Source organism: Calothrix sp. NIES-2100, assembly GCF_963875285.1.
GTDB lineage: Bacteria > Cyanobacteriota > Cyanobacteriia > Cyanobacteriales > Nostocaceae > Aulosira.
On sequence record NZ_CAWNLA010000001.1, the window covers coordinates 2,226,630 to 2,249,253 of the forward strand.

24 protein-coding genes are annotated in these 22,624 nt (G+C 42.4%); 10 read left to right on the plus strand and 14 right to left on the minus strand.

Annotated features, from left to right (window positions below; translation table 11 throughout):
* Positions 1 to 39: 39 nt before the first annotated feature.
* Positions 40 to 1,605 carry a M23 family metallopeptidase gene (locus AACU32_RS09540; RefSeq protein ID WP_096599349.1) on the minus strand — a complete coding sequence of 522 codons (1,566 nt, stop codon included), beginning with the start codon at positions 1,603 to 1,605 and terminating at the stop codon, positions 40 to 42.
* Positions 1,606 to 1,696: 91 nt separating this feature from the next.
* Positions 1,697 to 2,509 carry a biotin--[acetyl-CoA-carboxylase] ligase gene (locus tag AACU32_RS09545; protein WP_096599350.1) on the minus strand — a complete coding sequence of 271 codons (813 nt, stop codon included), beginning with the start codon at positions 2,507 to 2,509 and terminating at the stop codon, positions 1,697 to 1,699.
* Positions 2,510 to 2,582: 73 nt separating this feature from the next.
* Here AACU32_RS09545 and pgeF point away from each other — a divergent pair, with 73 nt between their 5' ends.
* The gene (gene pgeF / locus AACU32_RS09550; RefSeq protein WP_096599351.1) at positions 2,583 to 3,371 is read left to right on the plus strand and encodes a peptidoglycan editing factor PgeF; all 789 of its coding nucleotides are present in this window, start codon (positions 2,583 to 2,585) and stop codon (positions 3,369 to 3,371) included.
* Between the two features lie 113 nt (positions 3,372 to 3,484).
* On the opposite strand, the gene AACU32_RS09555 is transcribed toward pgeF, so the two are convergent.
* Positions 3,485 to 6,166, minus strand: a complete 2,682-nt coding sequence (locus AACU32_RS09555; RefSeq protein ID WP_096599352.1) for a CHAT domain-containing protein — start codon at positions 6,164 to 6,166, stop codon at positions 3,485 to 3,487.
* Between the two features lie 105 nt (positions 6,167 to 6,271).
* Here AACU32_RS09555 and AACU32_RS09560 point away from each other — a divergent pair, with 105 nt between their 5' ends.
* Positions 6,272 to 6,520 (plus strand): hypothetical protein, encoded by a 249-nt coding sequence (locus tag AACU32_RS09560; protein ID WP_096599353.1) that lies wholly within the window; start codon positions 6,272 to 6,274, stop codon positions 6,518 to 6,520.
* Positions 6,521 to 6,775: 255 nt separating this feature from the next.
* Here the strand turns inward: AACU32_RS09560 and AACU32_RS09565 are convergent, their stop codons facing one another.
* The 4 genes from AACU32_RS09565 to AACU32_RS09580 all read right to left on the minus strand — a co-directional run bounded on the left by AACU32_RS09565 (position 6,776) and on the right by AACU32_RS09580 (position 10,019).
* Positions 6,776 to 7,024: a hypothetical protein gene (locus AACU32_RS09565; RefSeq protein WP_339377707.1), complete on the minus strand. Its 249-nt coding sequence runs from the start codon at positions 7,022 to 7,024 to the stop codon at positions 6,776 to 6,778.
* Positions 7,025 to 7,046: 22 nt separating this feature from the next.
* The gene (locus AACU32_RS09570) at positions 7,047 to 7,682 is read right to left on the minus strand and encodes a type I restriction enzyme HsdR N-terminal domain-containing protein (protein WP_096599354.1); all 636 of its coding nucleotides are present in this window, start codon (positions 7,680 to 7,682) and stop codon (positions 7,047 to 7,049) included.
* 193 nt (positions 7,683 to 7,875) lie between these two features.
* Positions 7,876 to 8,433, minus strand: a complete 558-nt coding sequence (locus AACU32_RS09575) for a Uma2 family endonuclease (RefSeq protein ID WP_096599355.1) — start codon at positions 8,431 to 8,433, stop codon at positions 7,876 to 7,878.
* A 122-nt stretch (positions 8,434 to 8,555) separates the two neighbouring features.
* The gene (locus AACU32_RS09580; protein WP_096599356.1) at positions 8,556 to 10,019 is read right to left on the minus strand and encodes a hypothetical protein; all 1,464 of its coding nucleotides are present in this window, start codon (positions 10,017 to 10,019) and stop codon (positions 8,556 to 8,558) included.
* A gap of 193 nt (positions 10,020 to 10,212) precedes the next feature.
* Here AACU32_RS09580 and AACU32_RS09585 point away from each other — a divergent pair, with 193 nt between their 5' ends.
* Together AACU32_RS09585 and AACU32_RS09590 are read left to right on the plus strand one after the other, a co-directional pair.
* The gene (locus tag AACU32_RS09585; protein WP_096599357.1) at positions 10,213 to 11,610 is read left to right on the plus strand and encodes an amidase; all 1,398 of its coding nucleotides are present in this window, start codon (positions 10,213 to 10,215) and stop codon (positions 11,608 to 11,610) included.
* Between the two features lie 4 nt (positions 11,611 to 11,614).
* Positions 11,615 to 12,322, plus strand: a complete 708-nt coding sequence (locus AACU32_RS09590; protein WP_096599358.1) for a Crp/Fnr family transcriptional regulator — start codon at positions 11,615 to 11,617, stop codon at positions 12,320 to 12,322.
* Here AACU32_RS09590 and AACU32_RS09595 read toward each other — a convergent pair.
* Positions 12,319 to 12,756: a hypothetical protein gene (locus AACU32_RS09595; protein ID WP_096599359.1), complete on the minus strand. Its 438-nt coding sequence runs from the start codon at positions 12,754 to 12,756 to the stop codon at positions 12,319 to 12,321. The genes AACU32_RS09590 and AACU32_RS09595 overlap by 4 nt on opposite strands.
* Before the next feature lie 128 nt (positions 12,757 to 12,884).
* On the opposite strand from AACU32_RS09595, the gene AACU32_RS09600 reads away from it, so the two are divergent.
* The 3 genes from AACU32_RS09600 to AACU32_RS09610 all read left to right on the plus strand — a co-directional run bounded on the left by AACU32_RS09600 (position 12,885) and on the right by AACU32_RS09610 (position 15,642).
* A complete protein-coding gene (locus AACU32_RS09600) occupies positions 12,885 to 13,655 on the plus strand; it encodes a hypothetical protein (RefSeq protein WP_339377708.1) in 771 nt (256 codons plus the stop codon).
* 794 nt (positions 13,656 to 14,449) lie between these two features.
* Positions 14,450 to 14,692 (plus strand): hypothetical protein, encoded by a 243-nt coding sequence (locus AACU32_RS09605; protein WP_096599360.1) that lies wholly within the window; start codon positions 14,450 to 14,452, stop codon positions 14,690 to 14,692.
* 152 nt (positions 14,693 to 14,844) lie between these two features.
* Positions 14,845 to 15,642, plus strand: a complete 798-nt coding sequence (locus AACU32_RS09610; protein ID WP_096599361.1) for a hypothetical protein — start codon at positions 14,845 to 14,847, stop codon at positions 15,640 to 15,642.
* 163 nt (positions 15,643 to 15,805) lie between these two features.
* Here the strand turns inward: AACU32_RS09610 and AACU32_RS09615 are convergent, their stop codons facing one another.
* From AACU32_RS09615 to AACU32_RS09625, 3 genes are read right to left on the minus strand one after another with little or no spacing between them, the layout of a single operon-like run.
* Positions 15,806 to 16,297: a hypothetical protein gene (locus AACU32_RS09615; protein ID WP_096599362.1), complete on the minus strand. Its 492-nt coding sequence runs from the start codon at positions 16,295 to 16,297 to the stop codon at positions 15,806 to 15,808.
* Between the two features lie 3 nt (positions 16,298 to 16,300).
* A complete protein-coding gene (locus tag AACU32_RS09620; RefSeq protein WP_096599363.1) occupies positions 16,301 to 16,645 on the minus strand; it encodes a cupin domain-containing protein in 345 nt (114 codons plus the stop codon).
* A 13-nt stretch (positions 16,646 to 16,658) separates the two neighbouring features.
* Entirely contained in the window at positions 16,659 to 17,435 is a 777-nt protein-coding gene (locus tag AACU32_RS09625) for an SAM-dependent methyltransferase (protein WP_096599364.1), read from the minus strand.
* A gap of 148 nt (positions 17,436 to 17,583) precedes the next feature.
* On the opposite strand from AACU32_RS09625, the gene AACU32_RS09630 reads away from it, so the two are divergent.
* Positions 17,584 to 17,811: a hypothetical protein gene (locus AACU32_RS09630; RefSeq protein WP_096599365.1), complete on the plus strand. Its 228-nt coding sequence runs from the start codon at positions 17,584 to 17,586 to the stop codon at positions 17,809 to 17,811.
* A gap of 547 nt (positions 17,812 to 18,358) precedes the next feature.
* Here the strand turns inward: AACU32_RS09630 and AACU32_RS09635 are convergent.
* The 3 genes from AACU32_RS09635 to AACU32_RS09645 all read right to left on the minus strand — a co-directional run bounded on the left by AACU32_RS09635 (position 18,359) and on the right by AACU32_RS09645 (position 20,518).
* Positions 18,359 to 19,945, minus strand: a complete 1,587-nt coding sequence (locus AACU32_RS09635) for a glucose-6-phosphate isomerase (RefSeq protein ID WP_096599366.1) — start codon at positions 19,943 to 19,945, stop codon at positions 18,359 to 18,361.
* A 107-nt stretch (positions 19,946 to 20,052) separates the two neighbouring features.
* Positions 20,053 to 20,310, minus strand: a complete 258-nt coding sequence (locus tag AACU32_RS09640; RefSeq protein ID WP_096599367.1) for a cytotoxic translational repressor of toxin-antitoxin stability system — start codon at positions 20,308 to 20,310, stop codon at positions 20,053 to 20,055.
* Between the two features lie 10 nt (positions 20,311 to 20,320).
* Positions 20,321 to 20,518, minus strand: a complete 198-nt coding sequence (locus AACU32_RS09645) for a hypothetical protein (protein WP_096599368.1) — start codon at positions 20,516 to 20,518, stop codon at positions 20,321 to 20,323.
* Positions 20,519 to 20,691: 173 nt separating this feature from the next.
* Here AACU32_RS09645 and AACU32_RS09650 point away from each other — a divergent pair, with 173 nt between their 5' ends.
* Together AACU32_RS09650 and AACU32_RS09655 are read left to right on the plus strand one after the other, a co-directional pair.
* Positions 20,692 to 21,825, plus strand: a complete 1,134-nt coding sequence (locus AACU32_RS09650) for a branched-chain amino acid ABC transporter permease (protein ID WP_096599369.1) — start codon at positions 20,692 to 20,694, stop codon at positions 21,823 to 21,825.
* On the plus strand, positions 21,815 to 22,597 hold the full coding sequence (locus AACU32_RS09655; protein WP_096599370.1) for an ABC transporter ATP-binding protein: 783 nt from the start codon (positions 21,815 to 21,817) through the stop codon (positions 22,595 to 22,597). Before AACU32_RS09650 ends, AACU32_RS09655 begins: the two co-directional genes overlap by 11 nt.
* Positions 22,598 to 22,624 lie beyond the last annotated feature (27 nt).

The following is a 22,624-nucleotide window of genomic DNA, read 5'->3' on the forward strand; positions in this document are numbered from 1 at the left end:
CTAAAAATTTCAGCCTTCATCCTTCAGACTTTATCCTTCCTAAGAGCCTGGTTCCTTGGTTAACTGGGCTGTCTGAGAGCCTTGAACCAAGTGACTCAGAGCGGTCTCTAATTCTACACCTGGGTCTACGGCTACCCAGCCGTTTGCTGTCAGGTGGCGGACTTCAAAGTGCAGGTGGGGGCCTGTAGAAGCGCCAGTGCTACCAACTTGGCCAATGACAGTTCCCGGTTCTACCCACTGACCAGGTCGCACATAGATTTGTGACATGTGACCGTAGAGAGTTTGTTGAGCTGAATTGTGGTTAATGGTGACAGCTAAACCATAACCACCCATCCAGTCAGCAACCTCTACTTGACCTCTAGCAGCGGCTAAAACTGGTGTACCCGTAGGCGCGCCTAAATCTGTACCAGCATGGAAGCGGCGATCGCCTGTGATCGGATGAACTCGCCAGCCAAACAATGAGGTAATTGGCGCGGGGATAGATAGGGGAAACATCATTCCCTGACCGCTATAGGCAACTCTGCCTACGAAAGAAATTTGGGGTAAGGTTGACGCTAGTGGAAAATCATAAACAACCGTACTCGGACGGGGTGCAACATTCCCATCAGCCATTGGTGGTGGTAAAGTCCCAGCGCTGGGTGCGATCGGGGTGGCGCTGACTCTGGTGGTAGAAAAATCGCTGGGGTTAGGAATAAACCGACTAGGATGATATTCGCTCTTAGTCACGCTAGCTGCAATGCGAGTAGCAACATTATCAGGAACAACTTGCTGATTACGCCATCTGCGGGTGTTACCAGTAGATGCTATGGGTCTAACAACGGGAGCATTTGCTAAATTAGCAGTTTGACTTCTGCGCAACCAACTGGGTGATTCTTTGCCATTATTACCCGCTACAGGCTGATTGACTGGTGTTTTAGCACAAAGACTACCCGATATAGCTTGTCCTGAGGGCAAAGTCGCTCGACAACCACTTGAGCGTTCGGTAATGATTACAGAATTAGGTGCTTGATAATTAGTACCACCAGCTTGATAATCAGTGGGGTCAATATAGGCGTTATTGTAATCCTTCTGGGGTTTTACTTCCGTGCTACCCACAGGGCTGTTGGAGTTGTTGGCTGGTTGAGCAATTTCTGGAAGTTTCTCAGGTACAGTGCGTAACCGTGTAGGTGTAGGTTTTTCCGGGTTAACTTTAACTGGCGTAACCTGCGAAGTTTGTACTTTGGGTTTTAAACGCCGGATGATCACAGGTTCAGCAGCTTCGATTTTCGGTTGAGACTGTCTGACTGGCTGTGAAGATTGGGATACATTTTCCCTTTGTAATCTTTTTTTGAGTCTGGTTCGCCGTTCGGAAAATTCTACCTGGGGTCGAGTTACCTCTGAGCTTACAGTATTTTTTTTAACTGGATGTGTAACTGCGGTCGGTTGAGAATTTTCAATAGTAGGAACGATGTTGTCTATAGATGTTTCCGTTTGCGCTAACACCAAACTATTGCCCAGGAGGCTAAAGCTACTGAGCCAACAGAGGCTCTGTGCTGGTAGCGTAGAAGCAAAGCGTTTTGTTGTGATTAGCAAACGTTTATGGGCAGAGTGATTTGGCTGCGTCATTTGTTCTCTCAAATTTTGTCTCAATAGTCTAAACAGAATGATGCCGGTGGTTTGTCTTGCCCAAAGAGCGAAATTTTGAACAAACCTTAATTTAAACCGAAGATTTTTGATAACCCAAACTGATTGTACCGGGTTCGATGTAAATTTCTGGTGCGATTACTTTCTCTGTATTATAAGTTTCTACATTTACTCGTAAATTTCCCTGGGGTGTGACCCCAACTATTGTCCCCACCAGATTATTAAAGTGTACGCGATCGCCCATATTGGTCAGTAAATCTAGATAGTGAGATAAGAGTATGTTTACTCCTTCTTCAAAAAGGCACTCAATACCGGATTCTATTCCCAATAAAACCTTTGAGGTTAACATTTCTAGACAGGATATTGGTTTTACAGGCTGGGATGCTTGCCACAATTCTAAGTTGATTCCGGTTTCTGGTACTGGGTTTGCCCAGTTAATCCCCACACCAATGACTGCTTGGGTGATTTTTCCTCCCTTGACTTTGGTTTCCGTCAAAATACCGCCTAGCTTGCGACTATTTAAAACTAAATCGTTAGGCCATTTAATGCCAACGTTGACACCGCAGTTACGCAATTGAGCAGCAATACCCCAAGCCGTAGCCAAAGTTAGTTGGTAACTGTCTGTAGCCTCTAATTTCGAGTTAATCGCTACCGAAACATATAATCCCCCATTAGCAGAAATCCACTGGCGACCCCACTGTCCACGCCCAGCCGTCTGCTGAGTCGCAATTACTACACATCCTGGTTGGCCCCCCTGTGCCAGCAAGTTCCAGAGGGTTTGATTCGTTGAAGTTACACTATCAAAAATATGTAAAGAAAATGGTAAATATGAATACTTCCGCCCTGAATGCAGGGCTGCTGTCAAATATTGCAAATCAAATCCCACGCAGTTAACCCAAATCCCGTTGTACAAGTTAGCATTAATTGACTGATGATTTTCTGTTTAGGTTTGGTTTAAGATGCACACTTGGCACTGGAGCAATTGGCAAGGAATGCCCTACCTGACTTGTAGTCTCCTAGAACCTTGGTCACACGGCTTTTTCACCCAGCCGTTTTGGCCACGTTCACCCCAAGAGTTAACACAGGTGCTGCAACCAGAGGCATCAGTTTATCGCTTGAAGCAGGTTCATGGCAACACTGTACTTACCCCACAAGAAATTGAAAGCAAGTTAAGTTCAGACTCTGATGATGATTCGGCTTTAGCCGCAGCCGACGGTTTAGTTAGCGAGAAGGCTTTGCAAGCGGTGTGGGTCGCCAGCGCTGATTGTACACCTGTGCTGATTGGCGATGTCAACACCGGACAGGTAGCGGCAATTCATGCAGGGTGGCGGGGGACTGCAAAAAAAATTGTCCCGCAAGCGATCGCCCGTTTGCAAGCCCAAGGTAGCAAGCTGGAAAATTTGCGCATAGCGATGGGGCCTGCGATCGCTGGGGAGGTTTACCAAGTCTCAGTGGAGGTGGCTGCGGAAATTGGGGCTAGCATTATACCACATGACGACGAACAACAAATAGTTGCTGCTTTGCATGAACTAGCCAATTCTCCGTTGATTGCCGATTCTGACCCTGGTAAAGTCAGAGTAGATGTGCGCCGGGTAAATACCTTACAAATAGAAAGCCTGGGAATTAGCGGCGAACAAATTGCGATCGCGCCTTACTGTACTTACCAAACTCCAGAACATTTCTTTTCCTACCGTCGAGAACAACAGAAAAAAGTCCAGTGGTCTGGGATTGTGAGCTTGAAGTATTGACACTCCCTGGTCTAAGGGAATGTTTTGCGATCGCGATTTAGATCCGCGACTTCTTCAAGAAGTCGGGGATCTAGACAGCAACTTGGTACTACAAAAACTGCTGTAATTACAAATTACCTCGCCTCGCCAATCAAGGTAAATGCAGCCCAAGCGCTAGGATGAGGATGCTGTTTCATCGTTGTCAACATCGCTTGACGCAACGCCGTAGCTTTATCAGGATTTTTCTGTAAATCACGGTAAAATTCCCCCATTAATAAAGCCGAAGGACTATCGGGAATTGACCACAAAGTTACAATTACACTCGGCGCACCCGCAGAAATTAAAGCGCGAGATAAGCCAACTACACCATCACCTGTGAGTTTACCTTGGGCGGTATCGCAAGCACTTAATACAACTAATTCCGCGTTGATTTTTAAATCTAAAATTTCATTTGCAGTTAGCAAGCCGTTATCTTTACCATCAGGGGCGAGAGCCACCGCACCAGGGACACCCAAACCTTTAAAATCATCAAGTAAGCCGTGGGTAGCCAGATGAATAAATCTGGCTTGCGGTAATCTTTGCATCAAAGCGGCTTTAGTAGCATCTTTACCAGTGATGGCTTTGGTATTCAAAATTTCAGCAATTTCTTTTGCTTCCGTTTCTGCACCTGGTAAGGGAGGTAATTGTTGCGGTGGTTCGCCGATTTTGGGGGCAACGCTGGGCATGGTAGGATTGCCCATAACTAGCGCTTGATTACCGGAAACTCGTTGGCGTTGTTGGCGAGTTAGATCTAATACCTGAATGGCTGGGGCAGTGAGGATAGTGTGTTTTTCAATGAGGTATTTACCTTGCTCATCTTGTAAAGCTGCGAAGGGGACAAGGAATAAAGATGATTGCGGTATAAATGTTACTCGCTCATCAGGATTTTTGGGTAAAAGGTCATTAATGGGATTAATTAGTAATTCGTGAAGCTGTTTGAAGCGGTTTTTGGCTTTGGGTGAATTGGGGTTGTAACTTACGTCAATACCACCGCGACCACGACCTCTGACACCTATTGAGTCGCGGCTGTTGGTGACTAATTCAGCTAAGGTTGTATTATCTTTTTGCCATAAAGGTTTAAGGTCAGCTTTGCGGAAGGTAATTTCACCTGTGGGTTTGATTACCCAAATGTAGAGTTCTGATTCATGAGATTCTTCTTTACCCTGAATCTTGAATTCGTTATAAATAATTGAATATTCAACAAGTGTCGCCTTTTGTTGTTTGGCTATTTGTTGCAGCAGGGATAATGTGGGTTCTACATTTGCAAGGGCATTTTTACCAGACAAACGTGAATTTAACAAATCCACCAGCGCCCTACTACGTCCTTGCTCGGAGATTAAGAGTGCATCGTTGGTTTTATTCTCAGCAATCAGTACTTCTTGTAGGGTGCGGTAGGTGCGAGCTTGTTCTTCAAAAATTGAGATTTTATAAGCATCGTTGTTACCCAAGTCTCCTCGGATAGATTTTAATACTTCAATACCAGCAAGCAGGATTTTTTCAGCTTCTGGGAGTTTGCCAGATTTTTGGTAAGTTGCTCCCAGATTGTTCAGAGACTGCCATTCCCCTAAACGATCTTTGATTTCCCTAGCGATCGCCAAAAACTGCTGCTGGTAGTCAATGGCTTTGGTGTAGTCTCCCAGTGCATCGTAAGCATTTCCCAGATTGCCCAGAGATTGTCCCTCACCATTACGGTCTTTGATTTCCCTAGCGATCGCCAATCTCTGCTGCTGGTAGTCAATGGCTTTGGTGTAGTCTCCTAGTGCATCGTAAGCAACTCCCAGATTCCCCAGAGCAGCACCCTCACCATTACGGTCTTTGATTTCAAGAGCGATCGCCAAGAACTGCTGCTGGTAGTCAATGGCTTTGGTGTAGTCTCCCACTGCATAGTAAGCAACTCCCAGATTGCCCAGAGCAGCACCCTCCCCTAAACGGTTTTTGATTTCCCTAGCGATCGCCAATGTCTGTTGGAGGTAGTCAATGGCTTTGGTGTAGTCTCCCAATGCTTGGTAAGCAACTCCCAGATTGCCCAGAGATTGTCCCTCACCATTACGGTCTTTGATTTCCCTAGCGATCGCCAATCTCTGCTGCTGGTAGTCAATGGCTTTGGTGTAGTCTCCTAGTGCATCGTAAGCAAGTCCCAGATTGCCCAGAGCAGTACCCTCACCTAAACGGTCTTTGATTTCCCTTTTGATTGCCAAACTTTTTGAGTGGTAGTCAATGGCTTTGGTGTAGTCTCCTAGTGCATAGTAAGCAAGTCCCAGATTGCCCAGAGCTTTTCCCTCACCTAAACGGTCTTTGATTTCAAGAGCGATCGCCAATGTCTGTTGGAGGTAGTCAATGGCTTTGGTGTAGTCTCCTAGTGCATAGTAAGCAACTCCCAGATTGCCCAGAGATTGTCCCTCACCTTGACGGTCTTTGATTTCCCTAGCGATCGCCAATCTCTGCTGCTGGTAGTCAATGGCTTTGGTGTAGTCTCCTAGTGCATAGTAAGCAACTCCCAGATTGCCCAGAGCATTTCCCTCCCCTTTACGGTCTTTGATTTGGCGATAGATAATCAGTGCTTGTTGCCAAGATTGTAATGCAGCTTCAAATTGACTGATTTGATATTGCTCATTACCTTGCTCAAACAATCTATCTGCTTCGGCTTTGCGATTTGCTGGTGTTTGCGCTAGTACTCTTAACTCTCCCGGTGAGGTTGAAAGGTTGAAAGCGATCGGTGTGGAAGCAGTGGCGATAACTAGGGCGAGGAAACTTAGACCAATGTTGTGAAAACGCATATTAAAGGATGAAGGATGAAGGATGAAGTTAGGATTGGGTAGGGGAAATATAGGGCTTAGGTAATTAAATCAAGTTGTTTGATGGAGGAAGATAGGAAATAATTGGTGAATTTGGCTAAATTTTGGGATAATTTAACCGCAGCACCAGCGTTATTTAATGGCTTGTTACTATATAGCTCTGAGCAGGGTGGTGCTTATGCAGTTTTGAGGGGAAGCAATTACAACCAAAGGCAGAAAACAGTCCCGATGAATCGTAGGGGTTTAGCACTGCTAAACCCAAAAGCGCGGATCTATTTACCATCGACGCAATTGTCAATGCGTCATACCAATTCAAATAATGTTTGCGACACATAAATTATTCGTCAGGGCACAACAATGTTCATTGGTGTCAACTTAAGTCAAACGCTTATTCCACAGGCATTTTACCCCACCCCTCAATCCCCTCCTCGCTTGCGGGGAGGGGAAGTTTTGCGCCAGCAAAACTGGGGTGGGGTAACGCGGATCTGGATTGTTGCGAGAAAAAGCAAAATCATTTCTTGGCAAGGGTTTCACGTTAAGTTGACACGTATGAACATTGTTGTGCCCCTACCCGGTTATCACATACTTTGTTCAAATTAATATAAGTCCTAATTCATTCACGGAGCTAAAAGCCTCATTCACGGAGCTAAAAACCTCATTCACGGAGCTAAAAGCCTCATTCACGGAGCTAAAAACCTCATTCACGGAGCTAAAAGCCTCATTCACGGAGCTAAAAGCCTCATTCACGGAGCTAAAAGCCTCATTCACGGAGCTAAAAGCCTCATTCACGAGGATAAAAGCCTCATTCACGAAGATAAAAGCCTCATTAGCGACTTCCAACTAAATTCCTGACTGCGAACTTTCAAGGTGCGATCGCAACAGCAATCCGCTTGAGAATTTGTAAAATTGCATACAGTTCTCTATTAGAAGTAAACAAAGCAAAGACCCGCGATAAATCATATTGTGGCGTAGGGGCTTGCGTTAATTTAATAAATAAAACATCATCCCCATTTGTCACCATACCAAACACAGGTTTATCAGGGTGAGGATTAGCCATTAGATAAGCCAGTGCTTGCGGAACAGCTGACCAAGCCGAAAGCGTGGTTTTTTTGGACTCTAACACCACTACCCAAAATTGATTTTGCAGCACCAAAACATCAATCCGTCCCCTTAGCACTTCCTCAACATCATCTAGTACCAGTTCTACAGATGATTCCGCCTGAATCTTAAAAGGTGGGTCGTAAAATCCTGCTAGTGCTAGCAAAGGGGAGACTACCAGTAACATGACTGTCCCCTCTAATAAATCACCTTCACCACGGTGATAAAGATACCTACGCCGCAACACATCTAGAGAAGTTTTTTCAACTTCAGTAATTTCTGGTAATTCTGCAAACCATTCTGTAAAAAACTGCTCAGATTCAATACGGACTAGACCAAATCGAGTTTCCGCATCTTTTAAGGTAGTAATCGCTTCTGTAATTGCTGCTGTTTGAGTCATAGCTTTTTACAGGACTGAAGTCCTGACTACGAAATTTTCAAGTTAGCCATTCACGAGAAAATCTCACAACCAAGTATGAAAATCTCTCTTCGCAGTCAACAGTCTGTAGGGGCGGGTTAACCGAGATTCCCATTAACAATCGAAGATATTTGTGAACCCGCCCCTACAACAGTCAACACTATTTTCAAGTTAGTTACGGAAGAAATAATTCCGCAAAAGGTATGGTAATTTCGGGAAAAGCTAATGGTGCTATGACTGCATCTTGAGATAGAACAACTACCTCTTGGTAGCCTGATTCTGTTGGTTGACGCAAAATATAAACTTGGCGTTCAAGAACATCTAAAATCCAGTAATCTGCAATATTTGCTCTGGCATAAATCAGAGATTTTTCATTAAAATCAATATCAAAAGTACTATAGGAAACTTCAATTAACAGTAATATTTCTGAGGATGTAGGGTGATGATCGCCATAAGCTGCTGCATCAATGCGGACTACGGCGATGTCTGGTTCTGGTTCGGAAGTAGCCAGAGTAATAGGTAACTGAACGCGAATTTCTGCCCTATTTCTGAGTAAATCTTGAAGATAGCGGTCAACGCGCTGGGTAGTACCTGCATGGGGTGGTTTTTGTGGACTCATTTGAATTATCCGACCATCTAAGAGTTCAACTTTATCCTCAGGAGTGAGAATACCAGCATCAATCATGCGGTGGTATTCTTCTATAGTCCACAAGCGATTTTGGGTTGCAGTCATGGTCTTTATCCCCCTATCGTACAGCCTACTGTTTTCTATTTTCTCTTATTTGTCAGTTGTCAAAAAGTCAACAGTCAACAGTCAACACTCAACAGTCAACAGTCATTTGTCCCCCTCATCCCTCATTCTCCCTTAATCTTCTCATAGTTATTTTTATAACTATCAAGTTTCTCTTGCACTTGTTGAGAGACAAACGTACCTTCGGGAATAGCTTGTAATAAATTGATTGCTGCTTGGAATTTAGCTTTGGCTTGCTGTAAAATCACTGATTTTTCCGGCGCATTTTTAACTATAAAAGCAGCTTCCTGGGCTAATTTATCCGCAGCTTCTAAATTTGAGGCTGCATTTTTTTCCAAGGTGACTTTTTTACTAATAGCGCTGTAGTTTACCCGATATTTAACTAATTGATTTTGAGCTTTGTCAGAAACAGATGTGCCTTTGGGAATAGATTCTAGCAAGTTGACTGCCTTTTGCCATTTAGCTTGTGCCTGCTGCCAACTTGTGAGAGGTAATGGTGTTTTCTGAACTAAAACAGCAGCTTCCATGCCTAGCTTTTGTGCTGATGTTAAATTAGATAGAGAAGTTTTTTCATGTTTGAGCTTTTGCAGGTGCTGTATATGGATAATTTGATTTGTAACTATCCAAGTACCAAAACCCAATATCAATAAACTTGCACTAATTACTAAAGCTGAATGTACTGGTTTTTGGGTGAATATTTTGCCCAATTCTGCTATTTTTGGACGTTGGGGAAGATTGGTTAAGGCTTTTTCGGCTGACTCTAACAAGTTCTTTGTATCTACAACTAAAGCCTGAATTTTTCCTTGAAATAATTCGCAGTCATAAATAATATCTGCCAAGGCTTGACATTTACCACCACTGGATATGATAAATCCGTATTCATCGTCAAACCATTCTAATTCTAAGCCGGAATTACCACAAAAGGCTGATAAATTGAGTAATATCAATAAAATATTTTGTGTATTCTTAATATTGTCAAAGACTTCTGTAGATTTTTGCTGTACTTGCAACAATTCTGCTTGAGAATTAATGATTTGCTGGAATTGCTGCTGTAAAACTCTAGATTTACCATAAGCTAAGTCAATCTTGAGTTTGGCTGACAGTTCTTGGAATTTACTTGGTAAGCTGGGATAGTTAATATTACAATTAAGTTGATTAATCAATTGGGAATTACTTAAAATATCCTCAGCTATTGTCTGAAGTAGTTGTCCCCATTCTAGCCAACGGAAAATTTTAGATTCTAAATCATTTAAAGATAGTTTGGATAATCCATTACCAAATTTTTCGGCAATAAATTTTTCTCCAGTTGTCAGCAAGGGTTTTACTAAACAACTGTCAGAGGTAAATAGGGTACTTTCTGTACCCAAAGAAAGTACAGCACCAGCCGGACTATTAATTTTTACCACAGCTAATTCTTCAGCGATCGCACTTTGGAGATTGCGAAGTTTTTCTTGAATAAAATTTAGCCGGATGATTTCTTGCTTAATGGCATGAGAATCACCAACAGTCAGCTTAAGACTCTCAACAAGTTTTGTCAATTCATGTAGAAGCTTTTCGAGATTAGCCATAAATATCCCTTGGGGATGGATCGAAGGAAGGCTGAAGTATGAAAGATGAAGTATGAAGCCTGTTGCAGCTTGGTATCCTAGTTGATTGAAAAATCTCAGGATCTATAAAGCTAGAATTCCCAGAAATTTTGTTAAAGTAACAACTTAAGTTGAAAAATTGGCAGAAAATTTCAAACTACCCCGTAGCTAAGGCATGAATGAAACTGATTTAGCTTTTACTCCAGCACTGGATTTGGCGCAATTGATCCGTCGCCGGGAAGTGTCGCCCCTAGAGTTGGTAAATATATATTTAGAAAGAATTCAGCGGTTAAATCCCCAATTAGGAAGTTATTTTACGGTAATGGCGGATTTAGCGATCGCAGATGCGAAAGCCAAAACCGAAGTTCTCGCCACTACAAAAGAACTCCCGCCATTTTTTGGTGTACCGATTTCCATTAAAGATCTCAATGCTGTAGCAGGTGTACCTTGTACTTACGGCAACCCGGCTTTACTCAACAATATTGTGAACTATGATGATGGGGTAGTGACACGGATTAAAGAAGCTGGGTTTATTCTTCTGGGTAAAACCGCCACTTCTGAATTAGGTTCTTTTCCTTACAGCGAACCTACGGGATTTCCCCCAGCCAGAAATCCGTGGAATTTAGACTACACCCCTGGTGGTTCTAGCGGTGGTGCAGCTGCATCAGTAGCAGCTGGGTTGAGTGCGATCGCCCAAGGTTCCGATGGCGGTGGTTCGATTAGGGGGCCTGCGGCTTGTTGTGGTGTGGTAGGAATTAAGCCATCACGAGGAAGGGTGACACATGCGCCTGTAGGCGATCGCCTTTCGGGAATTGCTACTAATGGGCCGATTGCCCGTACTGTTGCGGATGCGGCTGCACTTTTAGATACAATATCTGGTTATTTCCCCGGCGATCCTTACTGGTTACCTGAACCACAGCCATCATTTCTCGCCGCTACGCAAAAACAACCGGGGGAATTACGCATTGCTTTTAGCACTATCATCCCACCTTTGGGTGAAGCAGACCCTACCTGTGAACAAGGGGTATTGCAAACAGTCCAGCTTTTAGCAGAACTTGGTCACAAAGTTGAACAAAAATCGCCAGATTATAGCGGCTTAGTTGAACCGTTTCAAATTGTCTGGCAAGCTGGGGTAGGTGCTGCGGGAATTCCCGCGCCAGCGTTACAACCATTCAATCAATTTTTGTTAGCGCGATCGGGTTCAGCGGCGGAATATTTGCAAGCTGTAGCGCAAATGCAGATGGTATCACGGCAAATTGTCGGATTTTTCCATAACGTTGATGTGTTGGTATTGCCAGTGTATCTGCATTCACCAATTCGGGTGGGAGAATGGGCTGACTTAACTCCAGAAGAAACATTCCAAAACATTATCAACTGGGTAGCACCATGTCCAGCAGCCAATGCGACTGGACAACCTGCGATCGCACTTCCTGTGGGTTTTGATAGTAACGGATTACCGATTAGCGTACAGTTAGTTGGTAAACCAGGTGGTGAAGAAACTCTGATCAGCCTAGCCGCACAACTAGAAGCTGCTAATCCTTGGCTTCAGCATCGTCCAGCCTTGGCGACGTAATCTTATGCAAGCCTCTTTAGAACAACTCTCTAAAATTACCGTGTTTGCAGATTTAGAAATAGCAGACAAGGTAAATTTGCAACCACAAACCTTGGTAAAACGTTATACCAAAGGAGAGATTATTCTACATGAAGGCGATTCCTTACCCGCCAAATTATATGCTGTTGTCAGTGGTGCTATTCAAGTTACCAAAACAGCAACCACAGGTAAAGAAACGATTCTGCGTACCTTAACCAATGGGGAAATTTTTGCTGCACCTGCTTTGTTAGGTAATGGAATTTCCCCCGCAACTGTAACTGCTGAATCTGATTGCGAAATTCTCACAGTAGAAAGAGATGCTTTATTAACAGCTATCCAACAAAATCCGGAGATTGCTTTACGGATGTTGATGGTTTTTAATAATCGGATTCAGCAATTGCATGAAACAGTTCATGGATTAGTTTCCGAAAGGGCGATTGTCAGACTGGCGAGGTTAATTCAATATTTTGCTGCTGAATCTGGAACTGAATTAACTCCCCAAGGTGAGCATTTAAAAGTTAAATTATCTTATTATCGCATGGCGCGGAGTGTGGGGATTTCTTACGAGGAATGCGTGCGTTTAATTAAAAGCTTGAAGTCGATAATTGCTTATAGTCGCGGTGGGAAGATGACGATAATTGATATGCAGAAACTAGATGCGATCGCCTCTGGTGCAATATCACTGACAGATTAAGGTGAAATACCCAAGAAATGTTTTGCGAATTCTGCAACACCTGGCGATAGTTCCCTAGCCAAAGCATTTTGGAGTAAGGGTTTTAGCATTTCTCTTTGTAAAGGAATGTTTAATTCTTTAAAAGCCTCTGCCATCAGAACCAAGCAAATTGACAAATGTGATGCTACAGAACGAACTAATACTCTTTCATCTTGGATAAACGATAACAGTTTTTTAACAAATACCTTCATATCGCCATGATACCTCATAATATATAAAACATGAAGTATATTCTCAACTTGATATTCCGTAAGTGTTGGATCATCAATTCTCTGGAGTAAGTAATTATATGCTGGCTTACCAAGTTTGATAATTTGGTTAGAAATATCTTCAGATAAGCTTCTACTATGGAGCCTGATGATGAGCTTTTCCAAGATTTTATTTTCTTCTGTCATGGCTATTTAGGATTTCAATAGTCTATAACTGTTTCTTATATAAGCGAATTCAAAGTATCCAATGATAGAAAAATAGACTATGAAGGGAATACTCTACTTGTAGTCTACTATTTAGTAGAGCGGCACTGATGAAAATTGTCGAAGAAACCCGCACCAGATTGCAGGTAAAGCACCAACCAATAAGAATTTGGTTCAGCGGTGGGATTATTTTAATTTTCGGTTTGAGCTTTTTGATTTATTGCATATTTTTTGAATCTGCTTCAGCTAGTCTAACTTGTAAGCGTCCCCAATCCGACTTAGTGAACTGTGAATTAAAGCGGTTTAATTTACTAGGAGGTATGAATAAGCTGAAAATTTTTGAGCCTCAAGCAGCATACATCCAGACACATACCAGCAGCAAAGGGGAACGCAGTTATGAAATTATCATTGTGACACCCGTTGATAAATATGCTTTTTTATCACATCTCAGTTATCAAAAAAATCAGGAATTAGCTGGAGAAATTAATAAATTTCTGAATTCTCATGCAACTTATTACTCTGTATACGAAACCCAGCACAGCTATGTATTTTTTGTCAGCTTATTTATGTTGATACTTACAGCTATCGGTGCTTTTTTGGCGACAACACCTGTAAGCAAATGTACTTTTTACAAAAGCCTTAATAAGGTATTTATAGAGCGTAAAGGCTTACGTAGTCAACAAATCATTGAATATCCTTTAGAATCGATTTTGCGTTTTGATATCCAAGAGAAGCAATTTAAATACTCTAAGCTTTACCGTGCTGTGATTGTGTTGCGATTTTACCAACAAATTCCCATCAATCCAGAATATACAAATGAAAAGAACGTACAATATATAGTTTCTCGGATACGTCACTTTCTGAATATAGGTAATAGTTAATTCTCAGACTAGCCCTTTCAAGGTAACTGGAAAAATCTGTGTTTTCTCTGCGTTCTCCGCGTCCTCTGCGGTTAAACAGTAATTTATATAACTAGAGAAGCGAAGAGAACACAGAGATAATAAGTCACAGAGTAATGGATTGCACGAGAATTTTTATCCACCTTAAAAAGTCTGGTTATAATATTGACATATTTACACAAAAAATAGCCATTTTGGCTGCTTTTTAGGAAAACATAGCCAAAATGGCGAGATTATTTAGGCGAATTTAGCTATATTCAAAACAGTATCTAACGCCAGATACTTTACTGTCAGTCTAATCCTATAAGTTGTTCTGTTAAATTAGGGATTTGCAATTAACAAAATATCCCATTTTTAGAGCGTGTAATGCGCTGCTATAACTTCGTTTACCCGAAATGTAGCAAAGTAACAAGCACTCTATTAATATCAGATAATTTATTTTTTGATGTTCCTAATTTATCAGAATTGATAAACTCACATCGCCTGGTATTCTGCATCAAAAATATGCAAACAGACGATGTTTTTTGTGCTTGCTTACTGAAGATAGCAAGAATTTTTGCTTTTTTCGAGGAATCCTAGATGTATGTATAGTGTATCAGTCAGATATAACCTGCAACTAGCAAAAAATTATTCATACTGACGCACCATACTAACTAATAGCTGTAGGGCTAGCAATGCCAACCCTAAAGAAGATTCCGATATATCTAAAGTAAGTTGCTTTTGTATAGTCTCTAAAGTTGACCAAAAAAGAAAAAAGCCAATTGAGGTTAAATTGTATGGGACAGTTAAACATAGACAATCTCGATGATGAACCAATTTCGTTTGATTTAACTGACGAAGATGTGCAATCTATTAAAGGTGGGGTAGCGGCAATAGAGGATATATCTATTCCTCCGAATCGTCCGTTTCCTATTAAGATTACCGCGATTCGTATCCACCCCATTCGGATTTATCCGATTCGCATATTTGTCATCCAAATTAAAGCACCGCCTCCAGTAGATCCACTTGCGGCAATTTAAAAATAATAGTCAATATTCATTGGTAATTTATCAAGAAGGCAATAGGTAACAGTCTCCTCTACCCTCTGCCTTTCTTATTCAACTTTTCAACCACGCTTTTAAAGTAAAAATTCAAATAATAATTTTGCTGTCAGTAGCATCAAAGGAAAGTTATGAACAAAGTTAGTGAGTTAGCAATCGACTATTTGCAACGTTATAATTGCCAAGTTTCTGAAGATTATAAAACTTTGTTGAGGGAGGCGTGTAATCTTAACCCGCCACCACATGGTAAGGCATGGTACGGTAAATTATATCGTCAGTATTCCCGTGACGCTGAATGGTTTGCTAACTCCTTAATCACCAACGCAACTGAAGAAGGTAACGGTGCTAGAGAAGTTTGGCAATTTGCTAACCACATCGGAAATCAGCAATTTGCAGAGTTGGTTCGCAGTCATGCTATTGATGAATCGCGCCACTCAAAAATGTTTGTGGCGCTACTTAACATGATTTTTCCGACAAAAATAGAGGCTGATTTTCGCACTGAATTGCAAGCTTTATCACCTGAATACTATCATCACAAACATCCATCTATAGAACCAGTATCTGCTGAACAGGTGCTAGATGAAAAACGAGTGATGGATGAAATTATCCAAATCAATCTCCTAGAAATTCGGGCTTTGATTCTACAACTATTGCTACGTCCTGTATTGCAAGCTTATGCAACACCTGAGAATTTACCTAGAGTGACTCGGATGTCTGATTTGTTAATCTATGATGAAACAAAGCATATTGAGTATTCTGGTTACTGCATTGGTAAATACATGGAACAAGGCGATGCCTGCGGCGGGCGTAGCCTACGCACTTGGGTAAGGGAGATGATGATTTACCGTCAAAAAACAGTTAACGAAATGTTTCTCGAAGATGTAGAACTAGAGAGTTCTGTTGGTAAAACTGTTTTAACAACACAATAGTCAGCTTTACTTGTAGATTTCCCGCATTTCTCACAAGCAGTAGGGGCGGGTTCACAGATATGATCAAATTATTCACGACGATCTCGCTTAACCCGCCCCTACGATATCTGGGCAAAGAGAAAGCTAACGTAGGATTTGTAGCGTGGGGATTACCCAACTATTATCAAGCAGCTACAGTCAATTTATCATGTTCACGCGCAGCGACAACGAGAATGAGACACAAAGCCGCGATCGCTTTTTGCCATTCTTGGCGTATCTGGGCATTTTCTACACCAGCAAATAACTCCACCAAACGCGGAACAGAAGCCTCTAAAGCTGCACGCGGTACAGGGCGGTGTAAATCTACTAAGCTAGTCAGACTTTCGCGATTATGGACAAACCCAATTACCCAAGCTGTGGTATGGTCTGGGCTATCTGGAACACGCTTCACTCCTAATTCATTTTTCAGCCAGTTATAAAAAGGTGGTAGTTCTTTGGCTAAAACTGCGCCTGCTGTTGGTAATGTTTTCTTCAGCAAATTACTGTCTAAGCTAGTTAGTTCTTGATTTAATTCAGGGGATTTGAGAACTTCGGTTAGCGGCTTTGAGAGTATTGCTTCTACCTGAATCGTTGAAAAGCCTAAGTTTTGGCTGAAAGTTGAAATTAGCGATCGCATAATTTATTCCTCAATTACTTTTTCTGAAAGTATGAGCAGAAATGACAGATTTTCTTGTGCCTGTAAAGCATGAGGTGTATTAGCAGGCATAAAAACTAAAACACCAGGTTCAAGAACAATATTTTCACCTGATAAATTCAGGAAACCCTTGCCTGCAATGACGTTGATTGTGGCATTGCGTGTGACCGTATGTTCAGAAATTTCAGTGTTAGCTGCTAGGCAAAATAATGTGTATTGACAAGCTTTATCTTTGAGCAACACTTTGCTGAGAACTCCACTACCGGGATATTCGATTTGTTCTCGCAGTTGAGTAAAAAAAGATTGATTTGTTGTGATTGTAGAACTCATATTTTTCGTGATGTTACTCAGCAACAGCGCATATAATTATGTAGCCCAATTCATGGCGGTATTTATGAAATATCTGGCGCATTTCTAAAACCCGCTGACGGATGGATGGCTGCGTCAAAATATTCCCAAGAATCCGCATAGTGTTAAAAATTCCTTCTTCTTGCAACATCTTTCTCACATTTAATAAATTCAGAGAACCAGTGAGATGCTGCTGCACTTCTAACTCAGCTGTTGTCAAAGCAGTAATCCAGTTAGCTTGTGAAAGTGGTGTAGAATTAACTCGAATTACCCTTGCTAAATCAGCACGAATTTCTTCTTCCTGGTTACGTGCTAATAGTTCATGAGAGAGAAATTTTCCTCCCGGTTTAAGATGATGATGAATTGCAGCCAAAAGCTTAGCTTTCCCCTGGGGAGATTGCATCGTGAGAATGGCTTCTGCTAAGACATAATCAAACTTACCAGGTATTTTATCCAGGTGAAATATATCACCTTCAATGATTTCAATTTGATTTTCTAAGCCAGCCGCGCGAATATTGGCACGCGCACGGGTAACACTATCAGTATCTTTTTCTATTCCTACTACTTTTACATGGTAGCGTTGCGCCAGAGAGATAGCACTATAACCAAAGCTAGAAGCTAGCTCTAAAACGGTCTCTCCTGGTTGAAAATCAGCCCATTGAAGTAATTGTTCGGTAGCTATCCGTCGACCGGGACGCAGATATTTTTTGCCTGCGGCTGCTAAGACTTGATGTCCGGATGCAGTGGGGAAATTGAGAGTGGAGTTGGTCATCTGTGCGACCCTCTGAAATGATCTTACCCTCAATTTGCCAAAAATTTATCATGCTGTCTTTGAGGTAGCTCAAAGAAGAAATAAAGATGTGGCTGTTTGCAAAAAATGTCGATTAAACTATGAATAAACTGTTGCTGGGTATAAAAAAATGCATCACAAGACAGCTAGCACATGGTTGATTTTGTTGTTCTTGATATTTGTGGGTTTTGGAGATAGCTTCCTACCTAAACCCTTAAGTACTGCCAGCTTACATACTCGCACAACAATCAACCAATTTTTTGTTGGGTTGTTTCCAGATTGGGAACCCAAAACTAATCCGTATTCACGTACAGAAAGGGCCCTAGAAAATACTGAAACAGGTGGTTCCAGGAAATAGAAAAAAAAGTTGCTCCCCTAGATCCCCGACTTCTTCGAGAAGTCGGGGATCTAAATTTCACCATACAGGCAATATATTGATGTGTCGCAAATATTATTTGAATTGGTATTAGTAAAATGATTCTTTGGTTTGTGTTTTGGTGTTTCCCAAACCAATCTTTACAGCAGTTTTCACGTATTTCACCACATCGTCAGGGCACAGCACTGCTCATACGTGTCAACTTAAGTCAAAACGCTGATTCCACAGGCATTTTACCCCACCCCTCAATCCCCTCCCCGTTTACGGGGAGGGGAAGTTTTGCGTCAGCAAAACTGGGGTGGGGTAGCGCGGATCTTGGTGGTACGTGATTTTGTATCAAATCACATCTTGGCAAGGGTTTTACGTTAAGTTGACACCAATGAGCACTGCTTTGCCCCTACAGGGTGGTATTTTTACCTGAAAATGGCTGTAAGGACAAAAACACAAAAGTTAAGCATCCTAATATTACATTTGCTCTCTAACACTAGGATGCTTAACAATAAAAAAAATGTGTTTGTGAAAACCTATATTAGCCGACAGAAACTTTTAAACTGCTGGGTTGTGCGAGATTACCATGCAGTACCACACCTCGCTGATTGGCGTACAGGTGACGCAGAATAATGTAAATTGCCTCAATTTGTTCGGCTGCACCTGCTTTTTCGGCAATTTCTTCTAAAGAAAGGGCAGTTTTTTCGTTTTGCAGCACTTCTAGGACACGTTTTTGTAAGTCAAGAATAGCAGCGGCGGCTTTTTTACCAGCTTCTACCCCTGGTTGATGGTAAGCGTTGATGTTGACCAAGCTAGCATAGAAGCCAACAGCACGCTCATATAAAGCAATTAACGCCCCGACAGTACGAGGATTAACTTGGGGAATGGTGACTGTAATGGAATCGCGGTGATTTTCGTACAGCGCTTGTCGAGTTCCTTGGAGAAAACCAGAGAGGTAATCGCCTGATGTGACTCCAGGATCAATTTCTGGAGATGGACTTTTACGATCTTCTAAAACTTCGATTAAGGTAGCAAAGAAATTGGGTACACCTTCGCGCAACTGCTGTACATAAGCGTGTTGATCTGTTGAGCCTTTGTTGCCATAAACGGCGATACCTTGATATACGGTGTTACCATCTAAGTCTTTTTCTTTACCCAAGGATTCCATTACCAGCTGTTGCAAATACCGGCTAAATAAAAGCAGGCTGTCCTTGTAGGGAAGCACAACCATGTCTTTTTCACCCTTGCCATTGCCAGCATAGTACCAAGATAAGGCAAGTAGGGCGGCGGGGTTATTTTTTACATCAGCTTGTCGGGTAGCATCATCCATTTCTTTCGCACCTTCTAGCATGGCGCGAATATCAATGCCTTGCAAGGCGGCGGGTACTAAGCCAACAGTAGACATTTCTGAGGTGCGTCCTCCCACCCAGTCATACATGGGGAACCTCGCCAACCAGCCTTCAGCCTTGGCAATTTTATCCAGGTTGCTATCGACGCTGGTAATAGCTACGGCATATTGGGCAAATTCCAAATTTTGCCCAGCGTAGGCTTTTTTCACTTCTATCATGCCATTGCGCGGTTCTGGTGTCCCCCCAGACTTGGAAATCACCAAAACCAAAGTACTGGCGAGGCTATTGCGCAACTGAGTGAGAATGCGATCGATACCCGCCGGATCGCTGTTGTCGATAAAGTGAATTTTTAGGGGTGGGAAATCAGGGGACAGGGCTTCAGCGACAAATTGGGGGCCTAGAGCAGAACCACCAATGCCAATGGAGATAATATCAGTAAAGCGATTAGCTCTAGGAGGATGAATAGCACCTGTTTGGATTTTTTCTGCAAAAGCTTCGATTTGTTCTAAGGTTTGGACAATTTCTTGAGTGAGTTCTGGAGTCGGTGCTAAATCAGGATTCCGCAGCCAGTAATGTCCAACCATGCGATTTTCGTCCGGATTAGCGATCGCACCCTTCTCCAGTGCTACCATATCCGCAAACGCCTTATCAAACTTCGGCTGCAACGATTCTACAAAGGTATCATCAAACCGCATCCGACTGACATCAAGATACAGTCCTAATCCCTCGTGGAAATATAACCAATTCTGGTATCGTTGCCAAAGTGCCCTAGCATCCATAAGGGAAATCTCAACTTTAAGTGTTTTTCAAAAACCAGTTTAATGTAAGGTTATAGCGATCCCTGCTTTGTCTTATACAGTTTTAAGTGTTGACCTAAGCTCTGCCCTTAGACATCTGGCATAGGTATGACACGCAAAAACTTTACAATTTCACCGATCACTTCTATCCCAATTAAATAATTATCTATCGTAAAGCGGTGATATATACCTTCACTATCAAGTTGCCGCAATTCTGGGACAGAACGCATCTGCCAGTGGTGGGCGAACTCAATAAAGACAAATTCATACACCTGCTCATAAGCAGATGCTTCTAAATTCTTCAGGTCTAATAAAAAAGACCTAGCATAGCGCACTTCTACAATCACTAGGCCTCACTCAGAGAAAAGTTAACAGTCGGATCGCTTCTTCTTGGGTTAAGATGTCCCACGGTTGCTGCGATCGCTTGATTTGTTCTATGGCTTGGAGCATATAAAGGTCACAATACAGGCTGTGAAGAACTTCCCAAGTGGTTGGCAAATGCTCATCCGGTAATTGATCGATTAAGTGATGGATTCTCGTTCGCAGTAAATTCATATATTTTCTGATTACCCCTAACCCAAAAATAGTATGCCCACAAATTAGGCGATCGCTAACCGTAAGACGGCACGATCCTTTACAATCTGGGGACTAGGGGCTAGGGGGCAGAAGGGATGAGGGGGATGAGGAAGACAAATGACAAATGACAAATGACAAATGCCTAAATTTATATGTTTGAATATTTAATTTTTTTAGCAATTTCTACAGCCACCTTTGCGCTGTTCAGTTTGGGACTGAATTTGCAATGGGGTTTTACGGGGTTAATTAACTTTGGTCATATTGCTTTTATGACCTTGGGAGCATACACAACGGTATTGTTGACCTTAAAGGGTGTCCCCATACTATTGTCGGCGATTTTTGGGTCTATTGTCGCGGCTTTGTTGGGCTTGGTAATTGGTTTCGCTACTCTGCGCTTGCGAGAAGATTATCTGGGTATTGTCACTATCGGTGTGGGCGAACTGATTCGGTTGGTGGTGAATAACCAGGATTTACCTGTGGGTAATACTTGGATATCTGGAGCTTTTGGTATTCAAAGTTACCCAATACCTCTATCGACAACGCCTAATTTATTTTTTAGATTGCTGATGATGGGGCTGCTGACGCTGCTTTTGGCTGTAACTTTGTTTTCTTTGTGGCGCTGGATAAATAATACCAGAATTTCGGGCGTTACTGAGACTTTGACAAGAAAAACTAGCAAACAAGAATTTGCATCCCGTTTGGGAGTAGGGATTGTCTTGGGGTTGTTGGCGATAATTATTTATATTTCGGGAATTGTTACCCTGTATAACTACATCCCCAAAGCTGGTTTAATGGTGGTAGCGCTGTTGGTATTAGGATTTGTATTCTGGCGGTTAGAAATGTTAGTGCGATCGCCTTGGGGTCGAGTCCTCAAAGCGATCCGCGAAGATGAGGAAATTCCCAAAGCGCTGGGAAAAAATGTCTTTTGGTATAAACTACAATCATTAATGTTAGGCGGTGCGATCGCGGGAATTGCTGGTGGGTTCTTCGCTTGGCAACTGAGTGCTGTTTACCCAGATAATTTCCAACCACAGCTAACTTTTGACGCTTGGATTATGGTGATTTTAGGTGGTTCGGGGAATAACATCGGCACAATTTTGGGTGCGGTGGTTTACTTTGCTTATGATGCATTGACTCGCGAATTCTTACCGAAAATCATTCCCCTTGACGAAGCCCGCCTGGGTGCATTTCGCATCATGGTTATCGGTTTAATTTTGATGGTACTGATGATTTGGCGTCCCCAAGGTATCTTAGGGAAAAAGGAGGAACTTACCCTTGGTAAATAACCAATCACCCCAACTTCCCCTACTGGCGGCTACTGGACTTTCTAAAAGCTTTGGTGGAATTAAAGCCGTTAATGATGCCAACATAGAAGTTGCAAAAGGCAGCATTACAGGTTTGATTGGCCCTAATGGTGCTGGTAAAACCACTTTTTTTAACTTACTTTCTAATTTCATCCGCCCAGATAAGGGGCGAGTGATTTTTGACGGTGAACCGATTCATCACCTGCAACCATACCAAATCGCCCAGCAAGGCATAGTCCGCACTTTTCAGGTAGCCCGGACTCTCTCGCGGTTGTCGGTGTTAGAAAATATGCTCTTAGCGGCGCAAAAACAAACTGGTGAGAATTTTTGGCAAGTACAATTACAACCCCATGTGGTGGCGAAGGAAGAAAAGCAACTCAAAGAACAAGCGATGTTTTTGTTAGAGTCGGTGGGTTTGGCAAAAAAAGCCCATGACTACGCCGGTGGTTTATCTGGGGGACAAAGGAAGCTGCTAGAAATGGGGCGGGCGCTGATGACTAATCCCAAGTTGATTTTGTTGGATGAACCAGCAGCCGGCGTGAATCCGAGATTAATTGATGATATTTGCGATCGCATTCTCAACTGGAACCGCCAAGACGGCATGACTTTTCTGATTATCGAACACAATATGGACGTGATCATGTCCTTGTGCGATCGCGTTTGGGTACTTGCTGAAGGTAAAAATCTCGCCGACGGTACACCCGCCCAAATTCAAACTAATGCCCAAGTTTTGGAAGCGTATTTAGGGAAATAAACTTATATGAAATTCCCAAATAATCTT